Here is a 24710-nt window from a genome sequence, read left to right as displayed (position 1 = left end):
TAAATAAACTGCAAAATCTTAAGTTTTACGCCAACCGAATTAAAATGCCAAGTAGAAAAATTATCCTTTGGCTTGCCACAGCGTTGTTAGTGGTCATGGCGATTATCGGGATTGATACCTTTAATAAGCGCAATCAAGAAACTATCACAATTGCGATCGCTGCTCCTTTAAGCCAAGTTGGAAAAGCAACGGAGACAGTGGGTGAGTCAATGGTCAGAGGGGTACAACTCTATGTTGACCAAATTAACAAAGCAGGTGGCATTCAAGGCAAGCGACTTAGGCACGCAGATTTAACAAGGGATAATCTCATTACGGGATCAGGATTAGAATACTCTCAGTTCAATGCTGTTATTGACATTAAGCGGGACTTACTCAGTTTTAGTATCAAAAACTTACTCCCGCTTTGGTTTTTTGTGGCTGTGGCTTACTTGTTATTATTTCTGCCCTTTGAACAACTTTCTGTTGAGGCATTAAGCGGTCTGTTACTAGCCGTTGTATTTTACCACCTCAGCTTGTTACAGGCTTTACCGGATGGAGTTGGTTATGTTGTTGCTCTTGACTATGCGTTTTATTTAGAAAGGCTGCCCAAAAAATTGTTGACCTTCTGAGCGTTTTAGGGGCTGAGAAGGTCAACAATTCTCAAATATTAGGAAAACGTCAAGCAACTTGATCGGACTCAATTATTTTGTCAGTGAGATTTTATCTTGCGTGACTTGAGCAGCCTCAAGAATTTTACTGTCATCCTCCCCAGATATTTCTATAGATGCGGGGATAGCAGCAAGTTTGATCCCTTCTTGATCAAAGCATTTCCGAATCATCCGAATCAGATCTGAGTGAGCAACCCAAAAATTGTCTTTTGTCGTCCATGCAGCAGCCTTGACACTAATATAGTAGTCTTCAATACTCCAGACAAAGGTACTGGGAGCCGGATCGGGTAAAACTTGAGGATGGGATTGAAGAATGTCTATAAGCAAGAGTTCTACTTTAGCCAAGTCTTCATCAAAACCAACTCGGAACCAAAAGTTCAATTGACGAGTTGAACCATGACTCAAGTTTTCGACAATTTCGCTCCAAAGCGTGTTATTCGGAATAGAGATGATCTGAGAGTCAAAACCTTGGATTTTTGTGTTCGCTAATGTGATGGAATCTACATATCCCCAAATTTCACCGAATTTGATTTCATCTCCCACATCAAACGGCTTGTAAATCATAATCATCAAGCCACTGGCTAAGTTACCCAGGTTACTTTGCAGGGCGAAGGCTAAAACAAAACTCACCCCCCCAAGCAACGCTAAAACCGGGCCTAAGCTCACTTCCAGGGCCGTTAGAGCCAGGAGAAATCCGATCACAACGCCGCCCCGCTTGATCGTCATTACCGTAAACCGACGCATCATGGCTGATGTGCCAGTGAACAGAGAAAGCAGTCGGTTGGTCACCATGCCGAGAATCTGAGAAACAATAATGCAGGCTACTAAAACACCGACAAACTTAGCGATATTCGTACCCCAGCGAAGACCCCCTTCACTAGATTTCGCCCAACTCAGAAGTCGCAAACCTACACCTTCAGTATCTTTAGTATCAATTTCAACTGCGGTAATTGCTTGAATGTATTGGCGGTAGGCTTTGCTATCACCACCTTTTTTATCGAGTTCATCCAAAATCACGTTAAAGCGATCCACAATTGCCGTTAACTGGGATTGCAGTTCGGTAACGGTTACGATCAATTGGTTTTTAGCATCTGACTCTGCTTCCGTACTCTTTTCTAGTTGTTGCGTCGTTTTTTCCAAATGCTCCTGTTGTTTTTGCAGGTTCTGGGGGTTGTCAACAGCACCGGGTAAACTCGCAACTTTCTCCTCGGCGTTATGTTGAATTTCTGTGTTTTGCAGGGTGGCAGTAGCGTTGTCGAAATGCTGAGAGGATTGGTCGGTTGTACTAGCACCAAGCTCTTCAAGGAGTTGCTTAAGACTTTGGTAAGCTTGTTCGACTTTCTCAGTGGCAACCTGATATTCTGGTGAATGGGGATTGATACCTTTTTGAGCTTCTTGGGCATCCTCGAACCCTTTAATCCCAGCTTCTAGCTTTTCGATCTTTTGAGTCGCTTCTTCATAAGCAAAATCTCCAGCGATCATCTGATCTCGATCTGCCTTTGTTTGATCCAGAATTTGTTTGACTGTTTCCAGGGTATCGGTTTTCTCCGCCTGTTCCAACGCTTGCTGTGAAGTCTCGTCTTGCTTTAATTCTTCTTTGGTTGTTTTCGCGTCTTCAACAGATTCCTGGGCTTTTTTCAGATGTTCTTTCGCTTCTTCTACTTTTTTAGTCGCTTCTTGATATTCCGGTGAACCCGCAACGGCACCCTTTTGAAGTTTCTCCGCTTCTTCCAGGGATTGTTTCGCTGTTTCTAAGGCGTCAGTCGCTTCTTGCTGTTGACCAATCGCTTCATTTTTGCGTTTAATTGTCACTTCAGCAACGCTAATTTCCTTGGCTTTATTGTGCAGAACGAGCATCCATCCGGCGGCTTCAGTTTGAAGTTCTTCTAGGGTAAGGGGTTTGACGAGAAGTTTGAGTTCATCAACGAGAATGTCAAGTTCTGTTGTTGTCGTCGCGGCTTGCGGATCGGGAGGTGGACTGGGTTGAACGGCTTCAACCTCTTCAGCATTGGCTTCGGGAACGGAGTCTTGCTCCTGCGATCGCACCGGAGTAGTCCAAACTACAAAAACACAAACAATTCCGGTCAAGGCAATTGCTCGAATTTTATAATGCCACATTTGCGGCATTCTCCTGAATTTACAATCGAACACGTTCATGATATAAATTACTCCTGCTTAAACAGAATTCAGAGCGTTGAGTGTTCACGGGATATCATGGTTTGATAATAGCTTAAGAGCCGAGGAAAAAGTACAAGTGTAAACTTATATATAGCAAGTCTCAATTAGTTGTACAAAAGCATCATATTTATGTTGCTTACATTCAACTACGAGTAATTGATTATTATTGGGAATGATTTGAGTTCCTGTTCCATCATTAGCTGGAATAATCGGTTGTGCATGAACGAGAGGCGGAACAATAACAGAACTCAGAATAAATCCCAATAAAGATAAAGAATGTTTAATTTTCATAGTTAATGTTAAATTCCAAAGAGTGATTTCATTCGTTTTCTAACCCTAGTTAATCTATTTATTAATTTTTCATTCCTTAGTAATACTTCTAACATAGTTTATGCAAGTGTGTAAAGGTGTCATAGGGGAAAGCAATCAGTGAGAAACTTTTGTGGAGATTAAAGTTTCAACCCTCGTCGAATTCATGTAAATTGAGTTAGGGTTCGATCGCTGCCTCTACAAGCTCTTCCGATGGGATTGAACTAGCCGAGTCATTCTGATTGGCACTAGCAGAACCTTCGCCCGTTTTCGCTAAATAAATGCCGATAGAAATCAACAGGAACCCCAGAAAGTTAAGGGGTTGAAGAAATTCACCAAAAAAGATCCAAGCAACAGCCGCAGTTGGTGCAGGTTCCAGTAGCAAAACGATGGTGACAAAGGCAGAGGAGAAATGTTTCAGACTATAGACAATTAAGCCATGTCCTGTGACTTCACTGATCAGTGCTAACCCGAATACCGCTATCCAGCCTATGGTACTCATGGGAAATATGACATCATCAATGATCCAAACGAGAGGGGCTGCAATCACTAAACCAAGCGCACAGCGCCATACTAAAATATCTGAGGTAGAGAGTCGTTGGCGCAACTTCTCGACCAGTAGAAAGCTGCCTGCATAAAACACTGAGGACAACAGTGCTGCTCCATCCCCAATAATTGCTGTGGGGCCAAAAAGTTCTTCGGTGGGGTGTAGCCAGTCACCCAGAACCAATACTACTGCCCCAACGATAGCGATCGTCAATCCTGTCAGGAATCGCCGATCAAAGCGCTGTCCAAAAAACAACCACCCCCCTAAAGCCGTGAAGATCGGTGGCATATTCGCTAACATCGCTCCGTTAGCAGCAGTCGTTTGGGTTAGCGACCATGTCCATAAAAAGCGTCCTCCCAGGTGAACCAGTGCTAAAGAAACCAGGAGCAAAATGGTCAGCTTTGGAAATGAACGCAGGCGATCGCCCCAGGAGGGCTCTGTCGTCGAACTTTCGGCTTCTGAGGTTATACCTGAATTGATTAACTCGGATGTGTTGTTGGACTCTGGCGATCGCCCCCAGCCTAAAGCATTCCAGCCTGCAAAGGCAATCGTGGCAATCCACAGCCGATTAAATACCGTCGCTTCAGCACTAATCTCACGAACTGACAGCTTGATAAATATAGCTGTAGAAGCTAGAGCGACTAATCCTACCCCTAGCAATATCAACGCTGAAGCCGAGGATTCCTTTACCTCTGATTGACTCGAATTTGGCTGCGTTTGTGTCATGGCTCTATAAGGGTAGCATGGCAAGCTTGGGAACTCGCTTACCTGGGTCAGTATTTCCCCTTAAATCTTACACCCTTCTCAACTGCTGTTTGTAGTAGCAGCTAAAGCGGAAGCACGAATTTTTCCCCACTTTCAGTTCAATAGCACTTCTTTCTACCAAGGACTGCCAACTAACGTAAATGCTGCCCAATAATAGGGATAGTTTAACTCGTCATTATTGAGATTTTTTAGATCAGGCGGAAGGGTAATTTCTTGGTTTTGATTGACTAAAATTAAACGACCTTCCTCAATGCGAACTTGACCCCGAATCATGGCAATTTGTGCGGCTTGTAAAGCTTTTGCTTTAATACCCATTGTGTCTAAATGGTGATAAAATTCGCTCATTAACCCTAATGTTCCTTCATCACTCACATACCACAAACTTGCTAATACTGACTTTGCACCGGAAGCAACAGCTAACCCCGCAAATCCTAATTCTGCATTTTTATCACCCACCGCAGTTCGACAAGCAGAAAGAACGAGTAAATCAACCGTTGGATCACTTAATCCTAATTGAGAAAGTTGATTTAAGGGAAGTTTTTGATCCCACAAGTGAATATAAGAATTACTCGCGTCTCCTGGTTTAAAATCAGCATGGGTAGCGAGGTGAATAATTGGGGTTGGATTGGTTTTGTATTGATTTTTTAGATTAATTAAGGTAAAATCTTGATTGAGAAAATATTGATTAGTATTGAGTTCAGATGTCACCGTTGATAGTTCCACCGGAACCGCAGGTAAGGGGTTTTGATCCTGAAATTGGGAGGCTCCCATCGCTAATACAGTGGCTTGTGCAGTAGAACGATATTGAGTATTGACTAAATTAAAACTGGGAATCAAACTTAAGGCATATTTTTCCACTAAAAATTGTTTGCCATCATGCAGTGCCGCTAAAGGAATTCCCCGGAGAATAGCATCCATTGTAAACATTAAAATCTCAATATTCTCTTGTTTTAATTCTGCTTCAATAGGTGCAATAATCCATTGATATAATTGTTGTGCTTTTTCTAAGTATGCACCTTGTTTATTTTTTCGAGAACTACTAATTTCTAATCGAAATTCTTTAATTAAATCGACTAATATTTTTTGATTGACACCGGGAACATTTCGATGCAAAATCGAACCATTAGAACGCACTAATACGATTTCCAATTCATTTTCTCTGGAATAAACATAAATCAATGCAGACTTGGTATTTGTTTGTTGGTCTAAACTTGATAAGACTTGTGAAATTTGAGATGAAGGAGTTTCAGGACTATTAAAATTGGTTCCAAAATAATTAGAATATTCAAAACTGATTAAGTTTTCTAATCCTGATACGGCTTGTTCAAAATTTCCGCTTTCAAAACTATTATTAATTTCGGTTTCTAATCCTTCTATTCCAGCATCCACAGCCGCAATATTTGTTGTCTCATTAAGGGGAAGAATAGAATCTACAAAAATTTCACTGGCAGATTCTAAGAGAACTGGCCCCCCTGATGTGATCACTTCACCCACAGAAATTAAGTTATTTCCTGAGAATAAATTACTCTGACTAGAAATAATTTGATCCTCGACAGTTCTGAATTCAGAATCTGGAGCTAAATTAACCGGATTTGCTAATATTTGTACCCCGGATTTTAGAATCAATGCCGGACTATTTCTGAGAATTTCTGCATCTGGATCTGTTATATTAGTCAGGCTAGTATCAGGAGTTGTAATATTAATATTTCCGCCAGAAATTGCCCCTTTGGATTCAATTTTTAAAGAAGATCCGGTATAGTCTCCAAAAATAACATCTGCTTCTGAGCTAATAATAGGATCATATAAAGTGACAAAGTTTCCTCCGGTTCCTCTAAGGTTTAAAATGCTAAAATTTCCCCCAGAGAAAAAATGAGCATCTCCTGAAATAATTCCATCACTAATTAAGGTCATATTCTCTTGACTCTGTAAGGGGGTAATGGGGTATTTGAGAGCTAATATATCAATATTTTGATTGCCTTGAATTGTTAAGTTACCTCCAGCATTGGCTTGAAAGGGGATTTGTCCATCTCGAATTGTAACGGTATTTGTAGCAATTAAATTTAAGTCACCTGTTGTTGAAAGTTGATTTTCAGCTAATATTAAATTATTGGTGGCTTGTAGATTAGCAGTTTGAGCATTAACTGTAGCACCGGAAGTCATGATCACATCCCCTGAATTCACGGATAATCCATTGCTTAAAACAACCTCTCCAGCTTGATTAAGGGTTGTTTGAGTTGCAGAATTTAATCCAGAACCTGTTAATAATTCGGGTAATGAAAGCGGATTTATAGATGCAGAATTAGCGGTTAAATTAGGCGTAATTTCTAAACTTAAAGCATGACCTATTTGACTGATTTTAACTAAACTTTGACCTGGAACTGTTTGTACATAAAGTTCTCCTGATGGTGCATTTAAACTGCCTTCATTAATAACGGTTCCTCCCAGTAACCTTAAGGATTGTCCTGAATTAATATTCAATTCCCCTAAGTTAATAATTGCACCCGGTTGAGGGGAATTAAATTGAAATTCACTTGGCGTTCCCACTAAGGTTGACCAATTATTATTCCCAATACTATTAAACCAATTTCCCTGTCCAAAACCAATGGCATCAGCCGTAGTCACGGTAAAGGCAGCCGGAATATTTAAACTCGCATTAGAGCCAAAAACAATTCCCGCAGGATTAATTAAAAATAAGTTGGAATTCCCTCCAATAACTTGAATTAAGCCATCAATAATTGAAGCTTGACCCCCCGTTACTCGTCCGAGAATATTTTGAATATTGGGTTCCGAAATAAAATTAACAATTTGACCTGTATTAACATTAAAATTTTGGAAACTATGGAATAAATTTGATCCATCAGAAGAGCGTTGACCTCCTTGAATATTCCATTGATTATTATGGGGAATGATTTGAGTTTCCGTTCCATCATTAGCGGGAATAATTGGTTGTGCATGAACAAGAGGAGAAACAATAACAGAAGCAGAAATTAATCCAAATAAAGATAAAGACTGTTGAATTTTCATAGTTAATCTTAAATTAAATTCCAAAGAGTGATTTCATCCGTTTTCTAACCCAAACCAGTGGATTGTTATCTAAATCTTCCTCCTCCCCTAAAATTCCCATTTCTCTTAACAGTTGTTGACGTTCAAGTAGTTCTTGTTTCCGTTCTACTAATTTTCCAGCCATTTGATCTGCTAATTGAGGATAACTGGATAAAAAATAATGAAATACATTTCGATCCACAACAAATAAAATGGTTGTTTCTAAGGTTCGGACAGCAGCCGTGCGAGGAATTCCCATAATTAAGGAAAGTTCTCCAAAAAAGTCCCCTGGGTTTAAATTGCGAATATGTTTGTTGACTTTCTCCGAGATAATTTCTACTGAACCAGAAAGAATAATATGAAAGGCATCCCCTGGATCTCCTTCATGAAAAATAAATTCTCCTGATGCTATGGTTTCTCGATACCCTTGTTCAATTAATCCTAATAATTCTAAATCGGTAAACTGTTCAAAATAAACGACTTTTCTTAATAAATCTCGTAGGGATAGAGGGTTTACCGATTCTAGCTCTAAACCCTCAGACTCTTCAACCGTTTGAATGGCAGAAAATTGACCTTGGGGAGAAGCATGAACAGCAACGGGATGAGGGTTAAAAATTGTTCTCAATTCTTCAGGGTTTTTGATCCATAAATCTCTTTGAGGAAGGGGGATAATAATATTGTTTTTTTTAAGCTCAGTTTCTATAATATAGTTTAATGAACTTTGGATCGGAAGTCTAGCTTTGGGTTGATCAATCCAAACTAAAAGCTCAAAATTAATCGCACTATCTCCAAAACTTCTTAACCAAACTTGAGGTGCGGGATAAGATAAAACTCTCGATTCTCGGCGTGCTATCGCTAATAAAACTTCCGTCACTAAAACTGGATCACTTCCGTAAGCAACGGGAACTTGAATATGAATTCTACTATTAACATTTCCATAACTCCAATTAATAATTTTTCCACTGACTAAAGTTTGATTAGGGACAATAATCGAAATTCCATCATTGGTTAAGATCGTAGCAGCACGAATTGATATTTTGCGAATCGTTCCTTCTAAATCATCAATTTCAATATAATCTCCCACTTTAACCGGACGTTCAATTAGGAGAATTAATCCGCTTACAAAATTTTGAACTAATCCCTGAAAACCTAAACCGATCCCAATCCCTAAACCTCCAGCTAAAAAGCTTAAAGACCGAATATCTAAACCACAGGCTTGAGGAACAATAATAAACCCTAAAGCAATGACAAAATAATAACAAATTGTAGCGATTGCGTCTCGGCTGCCTTCATCAAATCCCCATTTAACCAATAATTTATCGCGTAACCAATTAGTGAAAAAACGGGCTATTAAAATAACAGCTAACAATGAAATAATGACAGTAATAATTAAACTAACTGAAATTGTAATTTCACCTAATCTAATAGGTTGCGTGAAAATTTTATTTATAAATTGTATTATTCCTGAAATAAGTGTCATGAATTTTGCCCTCTTTTTTTTTGTAAATTTACAACAATTTAGAGCTTGAATTAAAATCAAATATTCTAATTACATAAATTTTAAAAAAATGACTGAATCTGTGAAATCGCTTTAATCGGTTTAAATTCATGTTTTAATTAAGATCAACCGACCTTTCAATCCCATGAATCATCATACACTCAAAGCGACTTGTACAACGGTTCATTTAGGGGGGTTCTCCTGCAATTTACCTCCAGCTTTAGTGATCAACTCTGGAGATTCCATTGAAGTCGAAACTTATACAGGGATCAAAATTTATCAGGAAGCACCAGAAGCCTTTCTCACCCCTGAATTAGTAGAAATTTGCCAGTATTTACCCCCAGAACGCATTGTAGGGCCAGGTTCCCATCTGTTAACGGGGCCAATTTATATCCGAGAAGCACAACCGGGAGATGTCTTAGAAGTTCAATTAAAAGAAATTTCTCCTCGTTTAGCAATGGGATTTAATGCAATTCGCACGGGTTGGGGAGCTTTACCCCAACAGTTTTCTGAATCTCGATTACGGTTTATTCCATTAGATTTAGAGAAAAATATTGCTGAATTTCCTTCTAATTCTGGGATTAAAATTCCCTTGAAACCTTTTTTTGGAATTCTAGGGGTAGCGACTCCAGAAACCCAACGATCTTCCATTCCACCTGGAATTTATGGCGGCAATTTAGATAACCCAGAATTGCAAGCGGGTTCTCGTTTATTCTTACCCATTTTTGTTCCCGGTGCGTTATTTTCTATTGGAGATGGACATTCTGCACAAGGAGAAGGAGAAGTAAATGTTACCGCAATTGAAACGTCAATGAAGGGTAAAATTAAACTGATTTTACATAAAAATATATTGTTAACGTCTCCCTTGGCAGAAACGCCATCGGATATTATTACTATGGGATTTGCAGAAACCTTAGATTTAGCGTTTGAAGCGGCTTTAAAACAAATGATTGATGTTCTACAACAATTCTTTGGATTAGAAGCAGAGGAGGCTTATGTTTTATGTTCTCTAGCCGCTAATTTTAGAATTACTCAAGTGGTTAATCATCCGCAAAAAGGAGTTCATGGAATGATTTCTAAATCCATTTTAGGTTTTCCCTTAAAATCTCTGCTAGATCATAAGGTTGTTAGTCATTTATAAGGGCGAACGATGGGACTCGAACCCACGAATGGAGGAACCACAATCCTCTGCCTTAACCACTTGGCTACGCTCGCCATACGATTTTTTAATATAGCACAGGATCAGGAACATGACTAGAGGTTTTCCAAAAAAAATTTAATTCGCTGATCCGAAGCTATGGGAAAGCCATATTAAGCGTTTTCCTGAGCGGATAAAATCTCTGATAGGGCATAACGAGCAATGACGAAACAAGTTCTAGCTTGTTCAATCTCCGATAACTCAGACCAACACACTGATCCTACGATCTCGGAACCTACTTCCATTTCTTCGAGTTTCCCGCCTCGCATTGCATAAGCAAAAGGACGGGCTAAAACCTGTAAATCTTCCTCTGACCATTGAGGTAGTAGTTCTTGAACACAGTAGACTAATTGATCCGCCAATGACAGACTTTGTGAAGAAACTTGTTGAGTGATCTGAGTAGTTACTTGTACCAACCGATGTAACAACTCATGGGGTATTTGTTCGGCAAAACGTTGTAATAAGGAGGTTTGTAAACTTGTGGCTAACCAAAGCTGATTTATTTGGCCGATAAACCGTTGAGAGCTTTCAGCGAGTTCAGCGTCGGTAAACGCCTCTACCAAAAAATCGGGAGCTTCTTGCTTTAACAAATAAGCTTCAACCTCCATCGGGGGATTCCAAGGGTACGGTGACTCATTGAGAAATAGGCAATTGAGTAAATCCCATTCCGCTTGAAGTTCTGGGTTTTGAGCATCGTTAATCATAATAGGGGCCTTTAGGGGAATTTTAGGAAGTATTGGATTTTAGATCACCCGCTAAACCCCACTGAATCATTTTCAGAGCTTCTATACTATATCTATAGTCAGTTCACATCGAAAATCCTCAAAGGAGTCTGGCAGGTTAGGCGCTAGGAATATCAAAAGTTGTAATAAAAACAAAATGATTGCTGAAAATATCCGTTAGTTTTGCCTCCGTTAGACGATTGAGAAACAGTCAGTCTGCATTAAACTCCAATCCTATAGAAGTTTTATCATGATGACCTTCTGATCTCAAAAAGCTTCTACCTCAACTCCTGAAGCAGAATGCTATAGTCGCCTCCCTAGCTACAGCAACACCGAGAAAGATTCCGTAAGCCATCAAAAACCTGTGGAGCAGCCTAATTCAACATTTCAGATCGATTGAGACTAGACATTTCCCCTTCAGCCACCTTACCCAATCTACCCCTCTGCGTACTAACCGTTCCTAGCAAGAAAGGGATCTCAAAAATGGGTTAAATCTCCAAAATATCTCAAACCCCTTCCAATCAAGGGCTGCAAGATAATCAAAAAAATTTTTTCCAAAGGGGTTGACACAGCCAAGAAAGGCTGTTAGATTAATAAGAGTGTCGAAAAACAAAGACGGCACGCCGAACCTGGACAACTTAAGAGTTTGAAAGCCAAGTTAGCACATTCTATATATCTCGTCTTTAAGAATTTCTTCTTAATCGGGGAGTTTAACACAAACTTTCTGAAAAAGCAAAAAATTCTAAAACTTTGAGAAACAAGTTTTAGAGCCAAAAAAACAGATTCTTCAAAATGGAGAGTTTGATCCTGGCTCAGGATGAACGCTGGCGGTCTGCTTAACACATGCAAGTCGAACGGGAATCTTAGGATTCTAGTGGCGGACGGGTGAGTAACACGTAAGAACCTGCCTGTTGGACGGGGACAACAGTTGGAAACGACTGCTAATCCCGGATGAGCCGAGAGGTAAAAGATTAATCGCCAACAGAGGGGCTTGCGTCTGATTAGCTAGTTGGTGTGGTAAGAGCGCACCAAGGCGACGATCAGTAGCTGGTCTGAGAGGATGATCAGCCACACTGGGACTGAGACACGGCCCAGACTCCTACGGGAGGCAGCAGTGGGGAATTTTCCGCAATGGGCGAAAGCCTGACGGAGCAAGACCGCGTGGGGGAGGAAGGTTCTTGGATTGTCAACCCCTTTTCTCAGGGAAGAAGAAAGTGACGGTACCTGAGGAAGAAGCATCGGCTAACTCCGTGCCAGCAGCCGCGGTAATACGGAGGATGCAAGCGTTATCCGGAATGATTGGGCGTAAAGAGTCCGTAGGTGGCCCTTCAAGTCTGCTGTTAAAGAGCGAGGCTTAACTTCGTAAAAGCAGTGGAAACTGGAGAGCTAGAGTGTAGTAGGGGCAGAGGGAATTCCTGGTGTAGCGGTGAAATGCGTAGAGATCAGGAAGAACACCGGTGGCGAAAGCGCTCTGCTGGGCTACAACTGACACTGAGGGACGAAAGCTAGGGGAGCGAATGGGATTAGATACCCCAGTAGTCCTAGCGGTAAACGATGGAAACTAGGTGTGGCCTGTATCGACCCGGGCCGTGCCGGAGCAAACGCGTTAAGTTTCCCGCCTGGGGAGTACGCACGCAAGTGTGAAACTCAAAGGAATTGACGGGGGCCCGCACAAGCGGTGGAGTATGTGGTTTAATTCGATGCAACGCGAAGAACCTTACCAGGACTTGACATCTCTGGAATCTCTCTGAAAGGGGGGAGTGCCTTAGGGAACCAGAAGACAGGTGCTGCATGGCTGTCGTCAGCTCGTGTCGTGAGATGTTGGGTTAAGTCCCGCAACGAGCGCAACCCTCGTCGTTAGTTGCCATCATTAAGTTGGGAACTCTAGCGAGACTGCCGGTGACAAACCGGAGGAAGGTGAGGATGACGTCAAGTCAGCATGGCCCTTACGTCCTGGGCGACACACGTACTACAATGCTAAGGACAGAGAGCAGCCAACCCGCGAGGGAGAGCGAATCTCAGAAACCTTGGCACAGTTCAGATTGCAGGCTGCAACTCGCCTGCATGAAGGAGGAATCGCTAGTAATCGCAGGTCAGCATACTGCGGTGAATCCGTTCCCGGGCCTTGTACACACCGCCCGTCACACCATGGAAGTTCGCCACGCCCGAAGTCATTACTCTAACCCGCAAGGGGGGAGGGTGCCGAAGGCAGGGCTGATGACTGGGGTGAAGTCGTAACAAGGTAGCCGTACCGGAAGGTGTGGCTGGATCACCTCCTTTTTAGGGAGACCTACTTCTGGAGAAGTGCCAAATCCCAACAAAAAAAGCACTCACAGAAGTCATCCCAGGTCGGTCGAGAAGAATGAGTCAAACAAAAGCTTTCAAACTCCCAAGTCCGGTTCAAAAAGCAGGATAATTCAGCACCTTAGCTGTTAGAAAACAGCAAGACTGCTGGAGAGGATTCCAGCCAGAACCTTGAAAATTGCAGAGAAAGAAAAAACTGGTAGTAGTTCGTAGTTAGAACTCAAGCTCAGGGAAAGGAAACAGACCCAAAAGCAAAAGAACTAACCACAAACAAAAAAAGAGAATTGGTCAAGATAGAAAGGGCTGACGGTGGAAACCTTGGCACACAGAGGCGAAGAAGGACGTGGCGACCGACGAAAAGCTCCGGGGAGCGGGAAGCAAGCAATGAGCCGGAGGTATCCGAATAGGGCAACCTAGAAACACTACATTGAATCCATAGATGTAGATGAGCGAACCGGGCGAACTGAAACATCTTAGTAGCCCGAGGAAAAGAAAGCAAAAGCGATTTCCCCAGTAGTGGTGAGCGAAAGGGAAACAGCCTAAACCAACTGGGTATCCAGTTGGGGTAGTGGGACAGCAAGACTGGACTTAGAGAATTAGACGAAGCAGATGAAACCTGCACCAGAGAAGGTGAAAGTCCTGTAGTCGAAAGTTTGAAGAGCCAAGCTGAATCCCGAGTAGCACGGAGCCCGTGAAAGTCCGTGTGAATCCGCCTCGACCACGAGGTAAGGCTAAATACTCCTGTGTGACCGATAGAGAAACAGTACCGTGAGGGAAAGGTGAAAAGAACCCCGGGAGGGGAGTGAAATAGAACCTGAAACCGTCAGCTTACAAGCAGTGGGAGTCCGATTAAACGGATGACCGCGTGCCTGTTGAAGCATGAGCCGGCGAGTTAAAGGCGATGGCAGGTTAAGACCGAAGAGGTCGAAGCCCAAGCGAAAGCGAGTCTGAACAGGGCGAAGTCGTCATCGTTTTTAGACCCGAACCCGGGTGATCTAACCATGTCCAGGATGAAGCTTGGGTAAAACCAAGTGAAGGTCCGAACCGACCGATGTTGAAAAATCGGCGGATGAGGTGTGGTTAGGGGTGAAATGCCAATCGAACCCGGAGCTAGCTGGTTCTCCCCGAAATGTGTTGAGGCACAGCGGTTGCAGAAAAATCTGGGGGGTAAAGCACTGATTCGGTGCGGGCTGCGAGAGCGGTACCAAATCGAGTCAAACTCTGAATACCCAGAGGAAAGCAACCAGTCAGACGGTGGGGGATAAGCTCCATCGTCAAGAGGGAAACAGCCCAGACCACCAGCTAAGGTCCCGAAATCATCACTAAGTGAGAAAGGAGGTGGGAATGCTCAGACAACCAGGAGGTTTGCCTAGAAGCAGCCAACCTTAAAAGAGTGCGTAATAGCTCACTGGTCAAGCGTTGCTGCGCCGAAAATGAAAGGGGCTAAGTGATGTACCGAAGCTGTGGAATATGATTGTATTGTATTGGTAGGGGAGCGTTCTGGCGTAGGGAGAAGCATTAGCGAAAGCAGATGTGGACGAACCAGAAGTGAGAATGTCGGCTTGAGTAGCGAAAATGTAGGTGAGAATCCTACACCCCGAAATCCTAAGGGTTCCTCCGCACGGCTCGTCCACGGAGGGTAAGTCAGGGCCTAAGGCGAGGCTGAAGAGCGTAGTCGATGGACAACGGGTGAAGATTCCCGTACCATTGGTAGATTGGTCAGGGGGACGGAGAAGGTGTGTGCTAGCCGGACGATGGTTACCGGTGCAACCGTTCAAGGTGTTGAGGTCTGGAGAAAACAGACTGAGCTAAGGCGGGAGTCCGACCCTCTAAGGAGGGGAAGTAGAGAGCATCAAGCTTCCTAGAAAAGCCCTAAAACCGTTAATTTATCAATGCCTGTACCCGAAACTGACACAGGTAGGAAGGTTGAGAAAACCCAGGGGCGCGAGATAACTCTCTCTAAGGAACTCGGCAAAATGGCTCCGTAACTTCGGGAGAAGGAGTGCTTATGAAAGTAAGTCGCAGTGAAGAGGCCCAGGCGACTGTTTACCAAAAACACAGGTCTCCGCCAACTCGAAAGAGGAAGTATGGGGGCTGACGCCTGCCCAGTGCCGGAAGGTTAAGGAAGTCGGTCAGGGGAAACCTAAAGCTGATGACCGAAGCCCCGGTGAACGGCGGCCGTAACTATAACGGTCCTAAGGTAGCGAAATTCCTTGTCGGGTAAGTTCCGACCCGCACGAAAGGCGTAACGATCTGGGCGCTGTCTCGGAGAGAGACTCGGCGAAATAGAATTGTCTGTGAAGATACGGACTACCTGCACCTGGACAGAAAGACCCTATGAAGCTTTACTGTAGCCTGGAATTGGGTTCGGGCTTCTCTTGCGCAGTATAGGTGGGAGGCGTTGAAGTCATCCTTGTGGGGATGATGGAGCCATCGGTGAGATACCACTCTAGAGAGGCTAGAATTCTAACTGGTTCCCGTGAATCCGGGAACAAGACAGTTTCAGGGGGGCAGTTTGACTGGGGCGGTCGCCTCCTAAAATGTAACGGAGGCGCGCAAAGGTTCCCTCAGAATGGTTGGAAATCATTCGCAGAGTGTAAAGGCATAAGGGAGCTTGACTGTGAGACTTACAAGTCGAACAGAGTGGAAACACGGCCTTAGTGATCCGACGGTACTGTGTGGAAAGGCCGTCGCTCAACGGATAAAAGTTACTCTAGGGATAACAGGCTGATCTCCCCCAAGAGTTCACATCGACGGGGAGGTTTGGCACCTCGATGTCGGCTCATCGCAACCTGGGGCGGAAGTACGTCCCAAGGGTTGGGCTGTTCGCCCATTAAAGCGGTACGTGAGCTGGGTTCAGAACGTCGTGAGACAGTTCGGTCCATATCCGGTGCAGGCGTAAGAGTATTGAGAGGAGTCCTCCCTAGTACGAGAGGACCGGGAGGAACGCACCTCTGGTGTACCTGTTATCGTGCCAACGGTAGACGCAGGGTAGCCATGTGCGGAGTGGATAACCGCTGAAAGCATCTAAGTGGGAAGCCCACCTCAAGATGATTACTCTCATTGGCTTAACCAAGTAAGGTCACGGGCAGAACACCCGTTTATAGGTGTTAGGTCGAAGTCCAGCGATGGATGCAGCCGAGACACACTAACAGACCGAGCGCTTGACCTCATCTCTCCAGTTTTCTCTGCAATCTTCAGTGCTCCTGATTTTTAAAGTTTAATTAACATCTTTTACTTTTTTCAGGGCTAGTAATGCGCTACCATAAGCAGATTCTGTATGAATAGGTTGCACCATGGGAACGTTTAAATAGCCCTGACGAATAGCTGTCCAAGTTGAATTTTGGGCTCCACCTCCGGCGGTATAAACTTGAGTTAACGGAGTTGCACCAAACTGTTGTAAAAGTTGATAACCTTGAGCTTCAATTTTAGCCATACTTTCTAATAACCCTTGGAGAAACTCAACACGATTATCAGAACGAGGTTCAAGACAGGGAAGTAATTCAGGATTGTTTATCGGAAAACGCTCGCCTTTTTTAATTAAGGGATAATAATCTAAATGACTATTATTATTAGGGTTAATCTGACGACTGAAAGTTTCCAATTCAAAATCGCTAAAAAATTGACGTAATACTGCACCTCCCGTATTAGATGCACCACCTGTTAACCATAAATCCCCTAAACGATGGCTATAAATACCATATTTAATATTATTTACGGGAGTTTTACTGAGGAGTTTTAAAACTAACGTTGAGCCTAAAGAGGTAACGGCTTCCCCTGGAACATTTGCCCCACTTGCTAAAAATGCAGCGATACTATCGGTGGTTCCTGCACAAACTTTACAGGTTTTGGGTAACTGTAATTGTTCTGCTATTTCTGGGGTAATTGTAGCGATGGGAGTTCCCGGAGCAACGACATCAGGAAGTTTCAATCGCTCTAAATTGATCAGCGATTTTAAACTGTTCATTAACCAATGTGGATAGGAAAAATTCTCTACATCATAACCTAATTTTAAACTATTATGATAATCACTAATTCCTAATTTTCCATGCAGCAAAAATCCTAACCAATCAGCTTGATGGAGAAAGTATAAGCAACCCAATTGTTGTTGTTTAATATCAATTGTTTTAACCGTTAGCCACCAGATCAGTTTGGCTAAACTAGAAGTGGCACTTATGACACAATGATCAGGAGGACTAATTTTCTTTAACAATTCTAGAACGGTAGCACCTCGACTATCATTGTATAAAATAGGGGAATCTACGGAGATACCTTGAGGATCACAAAGTAGCACAGTGGCAGAGGTTCCATTAATTGCAATTCTTTGAATTTGACGGCGAACATTCACCGGAATTTCTTGAATCACTGTGAATAAAGCCGTTTTCCAAAGAGCAACCCATTCCGAAGAGTCTGTTAAGGTGGGAAACGGAAATTGCGTTTCAGCTACCACTGTTCCTTCAGGATTAATTGTAATAGAACGAGCACCGGACGTACCAAAATCAATCCCGATATAAAAATTAACCATTCTTTCTCCGCCAGTCGGATTCGTATTTTTGGATTTATAGTAAACTATAAAGTTTGTGCCTCCAAAAAATGCCAATAAATTTGTTAAGTTTTAATAAAAGTTTCGGAAAAAATAAAATTACTCTGGACGTTAATTGATCACAAAGCTATAAATTAAGAATTGGTAGCTGAATTTTAATCAGATTCACTACTGCTTATTGTAATTTTGAGCCATTCATCGAGGATTTCATGGATACGCTTGCTTATAATCATCTCGTTTCTGCTTATGAGTCTCCTCGGCAACCCCATGTTAACGGGGGCTTGGTACTATTCCGAGGTGTGAATTGGAGCCAACTGTCAACGGCTTGCTGGATGCCCATTGTGGCAGCAGCCATTGGCTTGTCTGTAGTGAGTGTTAGTCAACCAGCCAGTGCTGCTCTCTATTACGGTGATAGTGGTTATAGCGTTAAGAAAGTCCAATATGCCTTGCAGGACTATGGCTATTTTACTGGTAAAGCAACGGGTTACTTTGGTAAAGTCACCAAACACGCGGTTATGGCTTTTCAAAGAGATTATGGCTTATACCCTGATGGAGTTGTTGGCTCTGCAACAGCATCAGCTTTAGGGGTCGGTAGTGGGTATCATGAACCTAAACACAGCTATAGCAATGCCAGTTATGGAGGTTGTGGTCATTGTGGCGGTAGCAGCAGCTATCTGTCGCGAGGTGACAGTAGCTACCATGTCAAGCAACTGCAAAATCGTTTAGCAGACCTGGGTTATTTTAATGCGAACAGCACAGGTTACTATGGGAAACTTACAGCCCACGCCGTTAAAGCGTTTCAAGAAAATTGTGGACTCTCCGCCGATGGTATTGCTGGCCCAGCAACTCTTGCTGCATTAGGGCTTTAAATTCTCAATCCTATACCTCTGTAGAGACGGGCTATTCCTCGTCTCTAAGGGGTTTGGGAACATTCCACAATTTAATAGTTGTGTTTGTTATGGCACGTCTCTATGGGGTTAACGTGACCATAATTTAATGGTTTTGTCTTTACTTCCACTCACTAAACGATTTCCATCGGGACTAAATTTAACCGAATAAATCTCGTCTTGATGTCCGGTTAAGGTATTTAATAATTCTCCCGTTTTTAAATTCCAGAGTTTAATGGTTTTATCTCGGCTACCACTAGCAATAATCTTATTATCAGGACTAATGGCAACGGATAAAACATCGTTAGTATGTCCGGTGAGGGTATGAATTAATTCTCCGGTTTCTAGGTTCCAAACTTTGACGGTATTATCCAAACTCCCACTGACAATTATTTTACCATCAGAACTGATGGCTAGTGAACGCACCGCATCTAAATGTCCTGTTAAAGTATTTATTAATTCTCCTGTGTCTACCTTCCAAATTTTAATTGTTTGATCTTTTGAACCTGTCACTAAAAGTTGATTATCGGGGCTAAAAATAGCGACATAAACCTCATCTTGATGGTCTGTTAAATTTTGTAAAATTTCACCTGTTTTTCGATCCCAAATTTTAACTGTTTTATCCGCACTCGCACTGGCAATTTTTTGATTATCCGGGCTAACATCCACTGACCAAATTGTTGCTAAATGTTGTAAGGGTTGATACGGTTGTCCGGTCGTTAGATTCCATTCTAAGATTTGCCAAAATGCGCTTCCAGAGGAGATTTCTGTGCCATCGGAGTTAAAATCAACTGAATAAATCGGAGAAGAATCTCCTTCTAAACGTTTAGTTTCTGTTCCACTTTGAATATCCCAGAGTTTTACCAGTGTATCTTCACTCCCAGTGGCGAGAGTTTGACCATCGGGACTAAAGGTAACGGCCCAAACCGCATCGGAATTTTGAGCAAAATTTTGAGGGGTAACGGTTTTCCAAAACACTTTATCTTGACATTGTTGAATCAGATTTTGAAGGGCTTGATTTTGAGGCGAGAGTTGAGTAATCTTTTGAGCTTCATCTAAACATTGCTCATAATTTCCAACGGCTAAAAATTCATTAATTTTATTCAAATATTGAGTTTGTAATTGTTGTACAGTTCTCCATTTTTGATATTCATAAGTTGCTAGAAGAATTCCCAATAAACTAACCAAACCTAATCCTAACCAAAGCAGTTGAGATAGATGAGGTTTTTTAAAGAATTTAGACTCTGTTTTTGGAGATGAGTATGGCTTTAGATTCCAACTAAAATTCTGAATAACTTGAGCAATTTGACTTAAAATAGATTGGGGTAAAATCTGCTTTTCAATAGCTGCAATATCTTCATTCGTTAAGCCTAAGAGTTGTTGTAATCGTTGTAATTCTTCACGGGTTTCAGGAGTAAAGGGATATTCTTGTTGCATCGTTGCAATTAACGCTTGTTCATACCGTTCTCCCTTTTCTCGATATTTCCGATAGGGGTTTAAAATTTCATCTTCAATTGCTTCGGTTTCCTCCGGTAACAACTCTAAACTTAAGCGCAATTCCTCTAAAATTTGCCGACCAATAATCGAAATTTCACCGCGATGATGGTTGGCGCAACTTTTAACTTCTTCCCGATAAATTTCTAGTTTGGATTTAGAAAGGTTAGGAGAATAGGGAGATTGAAAGGTTTTAAGAGCCGATAGAACTTCATCAGCAGATTGATACCGTTGCTGATAATCTGAACAAACCATTTTATCAATAATATCGCCCAATTCAACACTAATAATCGCTAAATGTCGCCAAACAATGTCCCCAATATTAGAGCCATTATTTTTCCGTAATTTAGGTAATTCTGATACAGGTAAACCCGTTAATGCTTGAATTGCAACCATTCCCAAAGCATAAATATCACTATTAAAATGGGGATGACATTGGAATTGTTCAAGCGGCATATATTCCAGAGTACCAACACGACTGGTGGGGGAATTCTGATGAGAGTTGAGATTAATTTCTTTAACCGCACCAAAATCCAGTAGCACTATTTTTCCATCGGTTTGACGACGGATTAAATTACCCGGTTTAATATCCCGATGAATGACTCCCTGTTGATGTACAAATTGGAGAATTCCTAACACATCCGTTAACAAATTTATAACTTGATTTTCTGTTAAGGGCTGACCGGGTAAAATTTCATCAATTAAGGAATGACCCGCAATATAAGATTCGACTAAATAAAATTCTCGATTTTCTTCAAAATAAGCCAACAGGTGCGGAATTTGATCATGTTGAGACAGTTTTTCTAAGACCTTGGCTTCTTGTTGAAAGCGCTGACGGGCTACATTGACGAGTTTGGCATCTTCTGGGGCGAGATGCAAATGTTTAACAAAACACAACGACTCACCAGGTCGGCGAGTATCTTTGGCGAGATAGGTTTTCCCGAACTCCGTTGACTCAATCACGTCGATGACTTGATAGCGTCCGTCTAAAAGCTGACCGACCATAGCAACAATATTGACCCTATTTTGTTTGATTATGCCATTAATTGTGAATGAGTGGTGAAATTAACACCCAAGTAATGAGTCAAGACGGCTCAAACAGGCGAAAGTTTGATCCTAAAAGCTGCTGTGCTTGTTTTTTATTCTTAAAAATTGGGAATAAACTGATAAAATTTTAACTCTAAACTTAATACTGATTTTTTGAATAGCTTCCCCTATTTGGAGCGAAATTAAATTTTATGGAATAGAAAAAAATAAATTCTATTTTAGAGATTCAAAATCAGGGTGCTAAAATAGCACCCTAAATTGTTAAACTTGAACCGTATTTTTATCTCCCATTGAAGTAGAGATTTCAATATTATTATTTTTTCCCGATAAGCCTTCATTTGTAATCAAACGGGCACCGCCTTGATTAGTAAAATAACTCCAAGCCCATTGAATCATCACTAAGAGTTTATTATCAAACTCAATCAAGAAGAAAACATGAACAAAAACCCAAGCTAACCACGCAAATAAACCCGAAAATTTCAGGTAATTCAAATTAACAACCGCTTGATTTCGACCAATAACAGCTAAACTCCCATAATCAATATAATGGAAAGGAGGTAAAGTTTGAGCGTTTAAGCGTTTTCGGATTAATTTTGCCACATAAATTCCTTGCTGTTGAGCAACAGGAGCAACACCGGGTAAAGGTTGATCTCCTTGATGGGAAAAATTCGCTAAATCTCCAATCACAAAAATATTAGAATAGTTAGGAACTGTTAAATTAGGTTCTACCATAACCCGTCCGACTCGATCTAATTGAGCACCCGTTGTTCGAGCGATCGCTTCTCCCATTTTAGACCCTTTTACCCCGGCTGCCCATAAAATTGTTTGGGCGGAAATCTGTTCAATTTCCTCTCCCGATTTCAACGTTACAACCTGATTATCAATATTGGTCACTAAGGTTTTTGTGCGAACTGTTACCCCTAAGTGTTCTAACCCTTTTTGAGCCTCAGCCGATAATTCCGGGGGGAATGGCGGCAAAATTCGATCCATTCCTTCTAATAATAAAATCTGGGTTTCTGAAGTATCAATACTGCGAAATTCTTCCTTTAAAATCCGATAGGCAATTTCGGCTAAAGCACCCGCTAATTCAACACCAGTAGGCCCACCTCCTACCACCACAAATGTTAATAATGCTTGGCGTTTTTCCGGGTCAGTTTCTTTTTCTGCGGCTTCAAAGGCTGAAAAAATTCTGCGTCGCATTTCTAACGCATCTTCAACGGTTTTTAATCCGGGAGCTAGGGTCGCCCATTGGTCATTTCCAAAATAATGATGAGAAACACCCGTTGCAACAATTAAGGTATCATAATTTAATTCTCCATTATTCAGAATGAGTTTATTTTCATTGGGGTTTAAATCGACAACTTCCCCCATTAAAACTTGGGTATTTTTATTATCTCTCAACACGCTTCGCAAAGGTGAAGCAATATCTCCAGGAGATAAACTCCCCGTAGCTACTTGATATAATAAAGGTTGAAATAGATGAAAATTCCGTTTATCAATTAACGTGACTTTAACGGAAGAACGTCCCAGGGTTTTTGCTGCATAGAGTCCGCCAAATCCACCTCCGACAATAACAACATGATGGGGTGACTGAGTATTAAGAATATCTGACATGAGACTATTCTCCTTTTCAAGGATTTCTGGATATGAACCAAGCGGTTTAGAGAATCACCATAACGTTTTTATCAAATTTTTGCTATGGATTTGAGAAATCGGGATTAGTTACCATAGAAAATTAATCTTGACAAGCAGTTGGGTTTGGTTTACTGTGGTCTTCAGGAATTGAAGCGGGAGCCAAAACCTGGGGGGATTCACGAAAAACGCCAGAACCTCGACAATTCAATAATTTTTACTTTTGAGTTCGGTTATTTATTGCGAATGGGTTGCAATAATGAAGGCTGAAATGAGGCAAAAAATGAGGTTCACGAAAAGTGGCTTCAGAATGCCTACTCTGTCCCAGTTTCAGGGGGCAGTCTTTCAACTAATAGAATCCCGTTCGCGGGACTGAAACATTTCCTGAAGTATCGGAAACCAATTGTGCTGCCTGCTTTCAACTAATAGAATCCCGTTCGCGGGACTGAAACATTTAGTCCGTCAGCCTTATTATTTTGCTCATAAACCTTTCAACTAATAGAATCCCGTTCGCGGGACTGAAACACTTTATGGTCATGATTACACGTTTAGTTAATGAAGCTTTCAACTAATAGAATCCCGTTCGCGGGACTGAAACAGGCATTTTTAATCCTTCTGCATGATAGATAAATTCTGACTTTCAACTAATAGAATCCCGTTCGCGGGACTGAAACACAATCGTGACTCGAATTTCATCAATACTTGACAAGGCTCTTTCAACTAATAGAATCCCGTTCGCGGGACTGAAACTCAAATGCCTGTTGTAAAATTGAGTCAATATCATCCATGCTTTCAACTAATAGAATCCCGCTTGCGGGACTGAAACGGCTAAATGAAAGCCCTGAAGGGCTTACTACATAGAAACTTTCAACTAATATAATAGAATTTCGTTGCGGGACTAAAACATCATTTATTAATTCTCAATTGGTAATTATTTAAACAATTCAACTAAAATTAACAATTTATTTTGTAGGTTGCCAAACCCATGCACCTGCCGAATTAATATACCCCCATTCATCTTTAATTCTAACGGCTGCTAATTCCTGCTTAAATTCATTAGCACTATCAAACTGAAGGGGTATTTTTATCACTGCTTTTTGATTAATATAACCCCATTTTTGTTTAATTTTTACGGCTGCTAACCCTTCGGAAAAATTAGCAGTTTCTTCATATTGTAAAGCAATCTCAAAACTTCCCTGATGATTAATATAACCCCATTTTCTGCCTTTTCTGGCCACTGCTAACCCTTGGGAAAAATCCCACCCATAATCAAATGTGGCTGGAATTACTATATTTCCCTTTTTATCAATATATCCCATTTTATTTTTAATTAAAACCATCGCCAAACCTTCAGAAAACCGCCAACTTAAATCAAATTGAGGCGAAATTACTATATTTCCAGTTGTATTAATATAACCAACTTTTCCTTGCAAGTTAATGGCAGCTAGTCCTTCTTTAAATTCTGAGGTATTATCAAATTGAGGGGAAATTACCCATTCTCCTTGATGGTTAATATAGCCCATTTTTTTATCTTTTTGCACCGCAGCAAGTTGAGATGAAAAACTCCAGGCAAAATTAAACTGAGGGGGAATTATAAATTTTCCCGTTTTATCAATATATCCCCATTTATCATTAATTTTCACCGCCGCTATTCCTTCGGAAAAACCCCAAGCGACATCAAACTTAGCCGGAATTACCAGATTTCCGTTTAAATCAATATAACCTTTTTGAGATTTAATTTTAACGGGGGCTAGTCCTTCCGAAAATCCTAATGTTGATTCAAATTGTGGTTCAATTACGACTTGTCCGGCTTGGTTAATATATCCCCATTTTTTATTTTGAATAAAAGGATAGAGAAAGGCAGTATTTTCGGGCATAGTTTCAATCCTAGGGATAA

At 41.5% G+C, this 24710-nt stretch carries 13 protein-coding genes, 1 tRNA gene, 2 rRNA genes and 1 CRISPR repeat array; of the genes, 5 read left to right on the top strand and 11 right to left on the bottom strand.

Translation table 11 applies throughout. The annotated features are described in order from the left end of the window. Nucleotides 1-44: 44 nt before the first annotated feature. Complete coding sequence (locus NMK36_RS26910) at nt 45-608, top strand: hypothetical protein (RefSeq protein ID WP_245824175.1); 564 nt, start codon at nt 45-47, stop codon at nt 606-608. A 72-nt stretch (nt 609-680) separates the two neighbouring features. On the opposite strand, the gene NMK36_RS26905 is transcribed toward NMK36_RS26910, so the two are convergent. From NMK36_RS26905 to NMK36_RS26885, 5 genes are all read right to left on the bottom strand, one after another. Then, entirely contained in the window at nt 681-2765 is a 2085-nt protein-coding gene (locus tag NMK36_RS26905) for a mechanosensitive ion channel family protein (protein WP_254175047.1), read from the bottom strand. Between the two features lie 144 nt (nt 2766-2909). Further along, nucleotides 2910-3116, bottom strand: a complete 207-nt coding sequence (locus NMK36_RS26900) for a hypothetical protein (RefSeq protein WP_254175046.1) — start codon at nt 3114-3116, stop codon at nt 2910-2912. Nucleotides 3117-3312: 196 nt separating this feature from the next. Beyond that, nucleotides 3313-4431 (bottom strand): DMT family transporter, encoded by a 1119-nt coding sequence (locus NMK36_RS26895; RefSeq protein ID WP_254175045.1) that lies wholly within the window; start codon nt 4429-4431, stop codon nt 3313-3315. Between the two features lie 129 nt (nt 4432-4560). Next, on the bottom strand, nt 4561-7470 hold the full coding sequence (locus tag NMK36_RS26890) for a CHAT domain-containing protein (RefSeq protein WP_254175044.1): 2910 nt from the start codon (nt 7468-7470) through the stop codon (nt 4561-4563). Nucleotides 7471-7483: 13 nt separating this feature from the next. Then, nucleotides 7484-8968 carry a mechanosensitive ion channel domain-containing protein gene (locus tag NMK36_RS26885; protein WP_254175043.1) on the bottom strand — a complete coding sequence of 495 codons (1485 nt, stop codon included), beginning with the start codon at nt 8966-8968 and terminating at the stop codon, nt 7484-7486. A 163-nt stretch (nt 8969-9131) separates the two neighbouring features. Between NMK36_RS26885 and NMK36_RS26880 the strand changes: the two genes are divergently transcribed. After that, nucleotides 9132-10127, top strand: a complete 996-nt coding sequence (locus NMK36_RS26880; RefSeq protein WP_254175042.1) for an acetamidase/formamidase family protein — start codon at nt 9132-9134, stop codon at nt 10125-10127. A 1-nt stretch (nt 10128) separates the two neighbouring features. Here NMK36_RS26880 and NMK36_RS26875 read toward each other — a convergent pair. Both NMK36_RS26875 and NMK36_RS26870 read right to left on the bottom strand, forming a co-directional pair. Then, a tRNA-His gene (locus NMK36_RS26875) sits at nt 10129-10201 on the bottom strand. 96 nt (nt 10202-10297) lie between these two features. Then, nucleotides 10298-10888, bottom strand: a complete 591-nt coding sequence (locus NMK36_RS26870) for a hypothetical protein (RefSeq protein WP_254175041.1) — start codon at nt 10886-10888, stop codon at nt 10298-10300. Between the two features lie 807 nt (nt 10889-11695). Between NMK36_RS26870 and NMK36_RS26865 the strand changes: the two genes are divergently transcribed. Next, a 16S ribosomal RNA gene (locus NMK36_RS26865) occupies nt 11696-13186 on the top strand. Nucleotides 13187-13496: 310 nt separating this feature from the next. Beyond that, a 23S ribosomal RNA gene (locus NMK36_RS26860) occupies nt 13497-16382 on the top strand. The 16S and 23S rRNA genes sit together here, the layout of an rRNA operon. 48 nt (nt 16383-16430) lie before the next feature. Here NMK36_RS26860 and NMK36_RS26855 read toward each other — a convergent pair. Further along, entirely contained in the window at nt 16431-17735 is a 1305-nt protein-coding gene (locus NMK36_RS26855; RefSeq protein WP_254175040.1) for an FGGY-family carbohydrate kinase, read from the bottom strand. Nucleotides 17736-17962: 227 nt separating this feature from the next. Here NMK36_RS26855 and NMK36_RS26850 point away from each other — a divergent pair, with 227 nt between their 5' ends. After that, nucleotides 17963-18622, top strand: coding sequence for a peptidoglycan-binding domain-containing protein (locus tag NMK36_RS26850; protein WP_072717696.1), 660 nt, complete (start codon nt 17963-17965; stop codon nt 18620-18622). Between the two features lie 108 nt (nt 18623-18730). Here the strand turns inward: NMK36_RS26850 and NMK36_RS26845 are convergent, their stop codons facing one another. The 3 genes from NMK36_RS26845 to NMK36_RS26835 all read right to left on the bottom strand — a co-directional run bounded on the left by NMK36_RS26845 (nt 18731) and on the right by NMK36_RS26835 (nt 24690). Next, the gene (locus tag NMK36_RS26845) at nt 18731-21139 is read right to left on the bottom strand and encodes a serine/threonine-protein kinase (protein ID WP_072717697.1); all 2409 of its coding nucleotides are present in this window, start codon (nt 21137-21139) and stop codon (nt 18731-18733) included. Nucleotides 21140-21442: 303 nt separating this feature from the next. After that, nucleotides 21443-22795, bottom strand: a complete 1353-nt coding sequence (locus tag NMK36_RS26840; protein WP_254175039.1) for an NAD(P)/FAD-dependent oxidoreductase — start codon at nt 22793-22795, stop codon at nt 21443-21445. A gap of 360 nt (nt 22796-23155) precedes the next feature. Then, nucleotides 23156-23640: a CRISPR direct-repeat array (repeat unit 38 nt; unit sequence CTTTCAACTAATAGAATCCCGTTCGCGGGACTGAAACA). Nucleotides 23641-23775: 135 nt separating this feature from the next. Continuing rightward, entirely contained in the window at nt 23776-24690 is a 915-nt protein-coding gene (locus NMK36_RS26835) for a WG repeat-containing protein (protein WP_254175038.1), read from the bottom strand. Between the last annotated feature and the right edge of the window lie 20 nt (nt 24691-24710).

Origin of the sequence: Planktothrix pseudagardhii, from assembly GCF_904830925.1 — a bacterium.
GTDB lineage: Bacteria > Cyanobacteriota > Cyanobacteriia > Cyanobacteriales > Microcoleaceae > Planktothrix > Planktothrix tepida.
This window is presented reverse-complemented; position numbering and strand designations above follow the sequence as displayed.

Coding starts and splice junctions, on each gene's coding strand:
- NMK36_RS26880 (WP_254175042.1), top strand. CDS start 9,132: ATGAATCATCATACACTCAAAGCGACTTGTACAACGGTTCATTTAGGG.
- NMK36_RS26870 (WP_254175041.1), bottom strand. CDS start 10,888: ATGATTAACGATGCTCAAAACCCAGAACTTCAAGCGGAATGGGATTTA.
- NMK36_RS26890 (WP_254175044.1), bottom strand. CDS start 7,470: ATGAAAATTCAACAGTCTTTATCTTTATTTGGATTAATTTCTGCTTCT.
- NMK36_RS26855 (WP_254175040.1), bottom strand. CDS start 17,735: ATGGTTAATTTTTATATCGGGATTGATTTTGGTACGTCCGGTGCTCGT.
- NMK36_RS26910 (WP_245824175.1), top strand. CDS start 45: ATGCCAAGTAGAAAAATTATCCTTTGGCTTGCCACAGCGTTGTTAGTG.
- NMK36_RS26900 (WP_254175046.1), bottom strand. CDS start 3,116: ATGAAAATTAAACATTCTTTATCTTTATTGGGATTTATTCTGAGTTCT.
- NMK36_RS26845 (WP_072717697.1), bottom strand. CDS start 21,139: ATGGTCGGTCAGCTTTTAGACGGACGCTATCAAGTCATCGACGTGATT.
- NMK36_RS26885 (WP_254175043.1), bottom strand. CDS start 8,968: ATGACACTTATTTCAGGAATAATACAATTTATAAATAAAATTTTCACG.
- NMK36_RS26850 (WP_072717696.1), top strand. CDS start 17,963: ATGGATACGCTTGCTTATAATCATCTCGTTTCTGCTTATGAGTCTCCT.
- NMK36_RS26840 (WP_254175039.1), bottom strand. CDS start 22,795: ATGTCAGATATTCTTAATACTCAGTCACCCCATCATGTTGTTATTGTC.
- NMK36_RS26835 (WP_254175038.1), bottom strand. CDS start 24,690: ATGCCCGAAAATACTGCCTTTCTCTATCCTTTTATTCAAAATAAAAAA.
- NMK36_RS26905 (WP_254175047.1), bottom strand. CDS start 2,765: ATGTGGCATTATAAAATTCGAGCAATTGCCTTGACCGGAATTGTTTGT.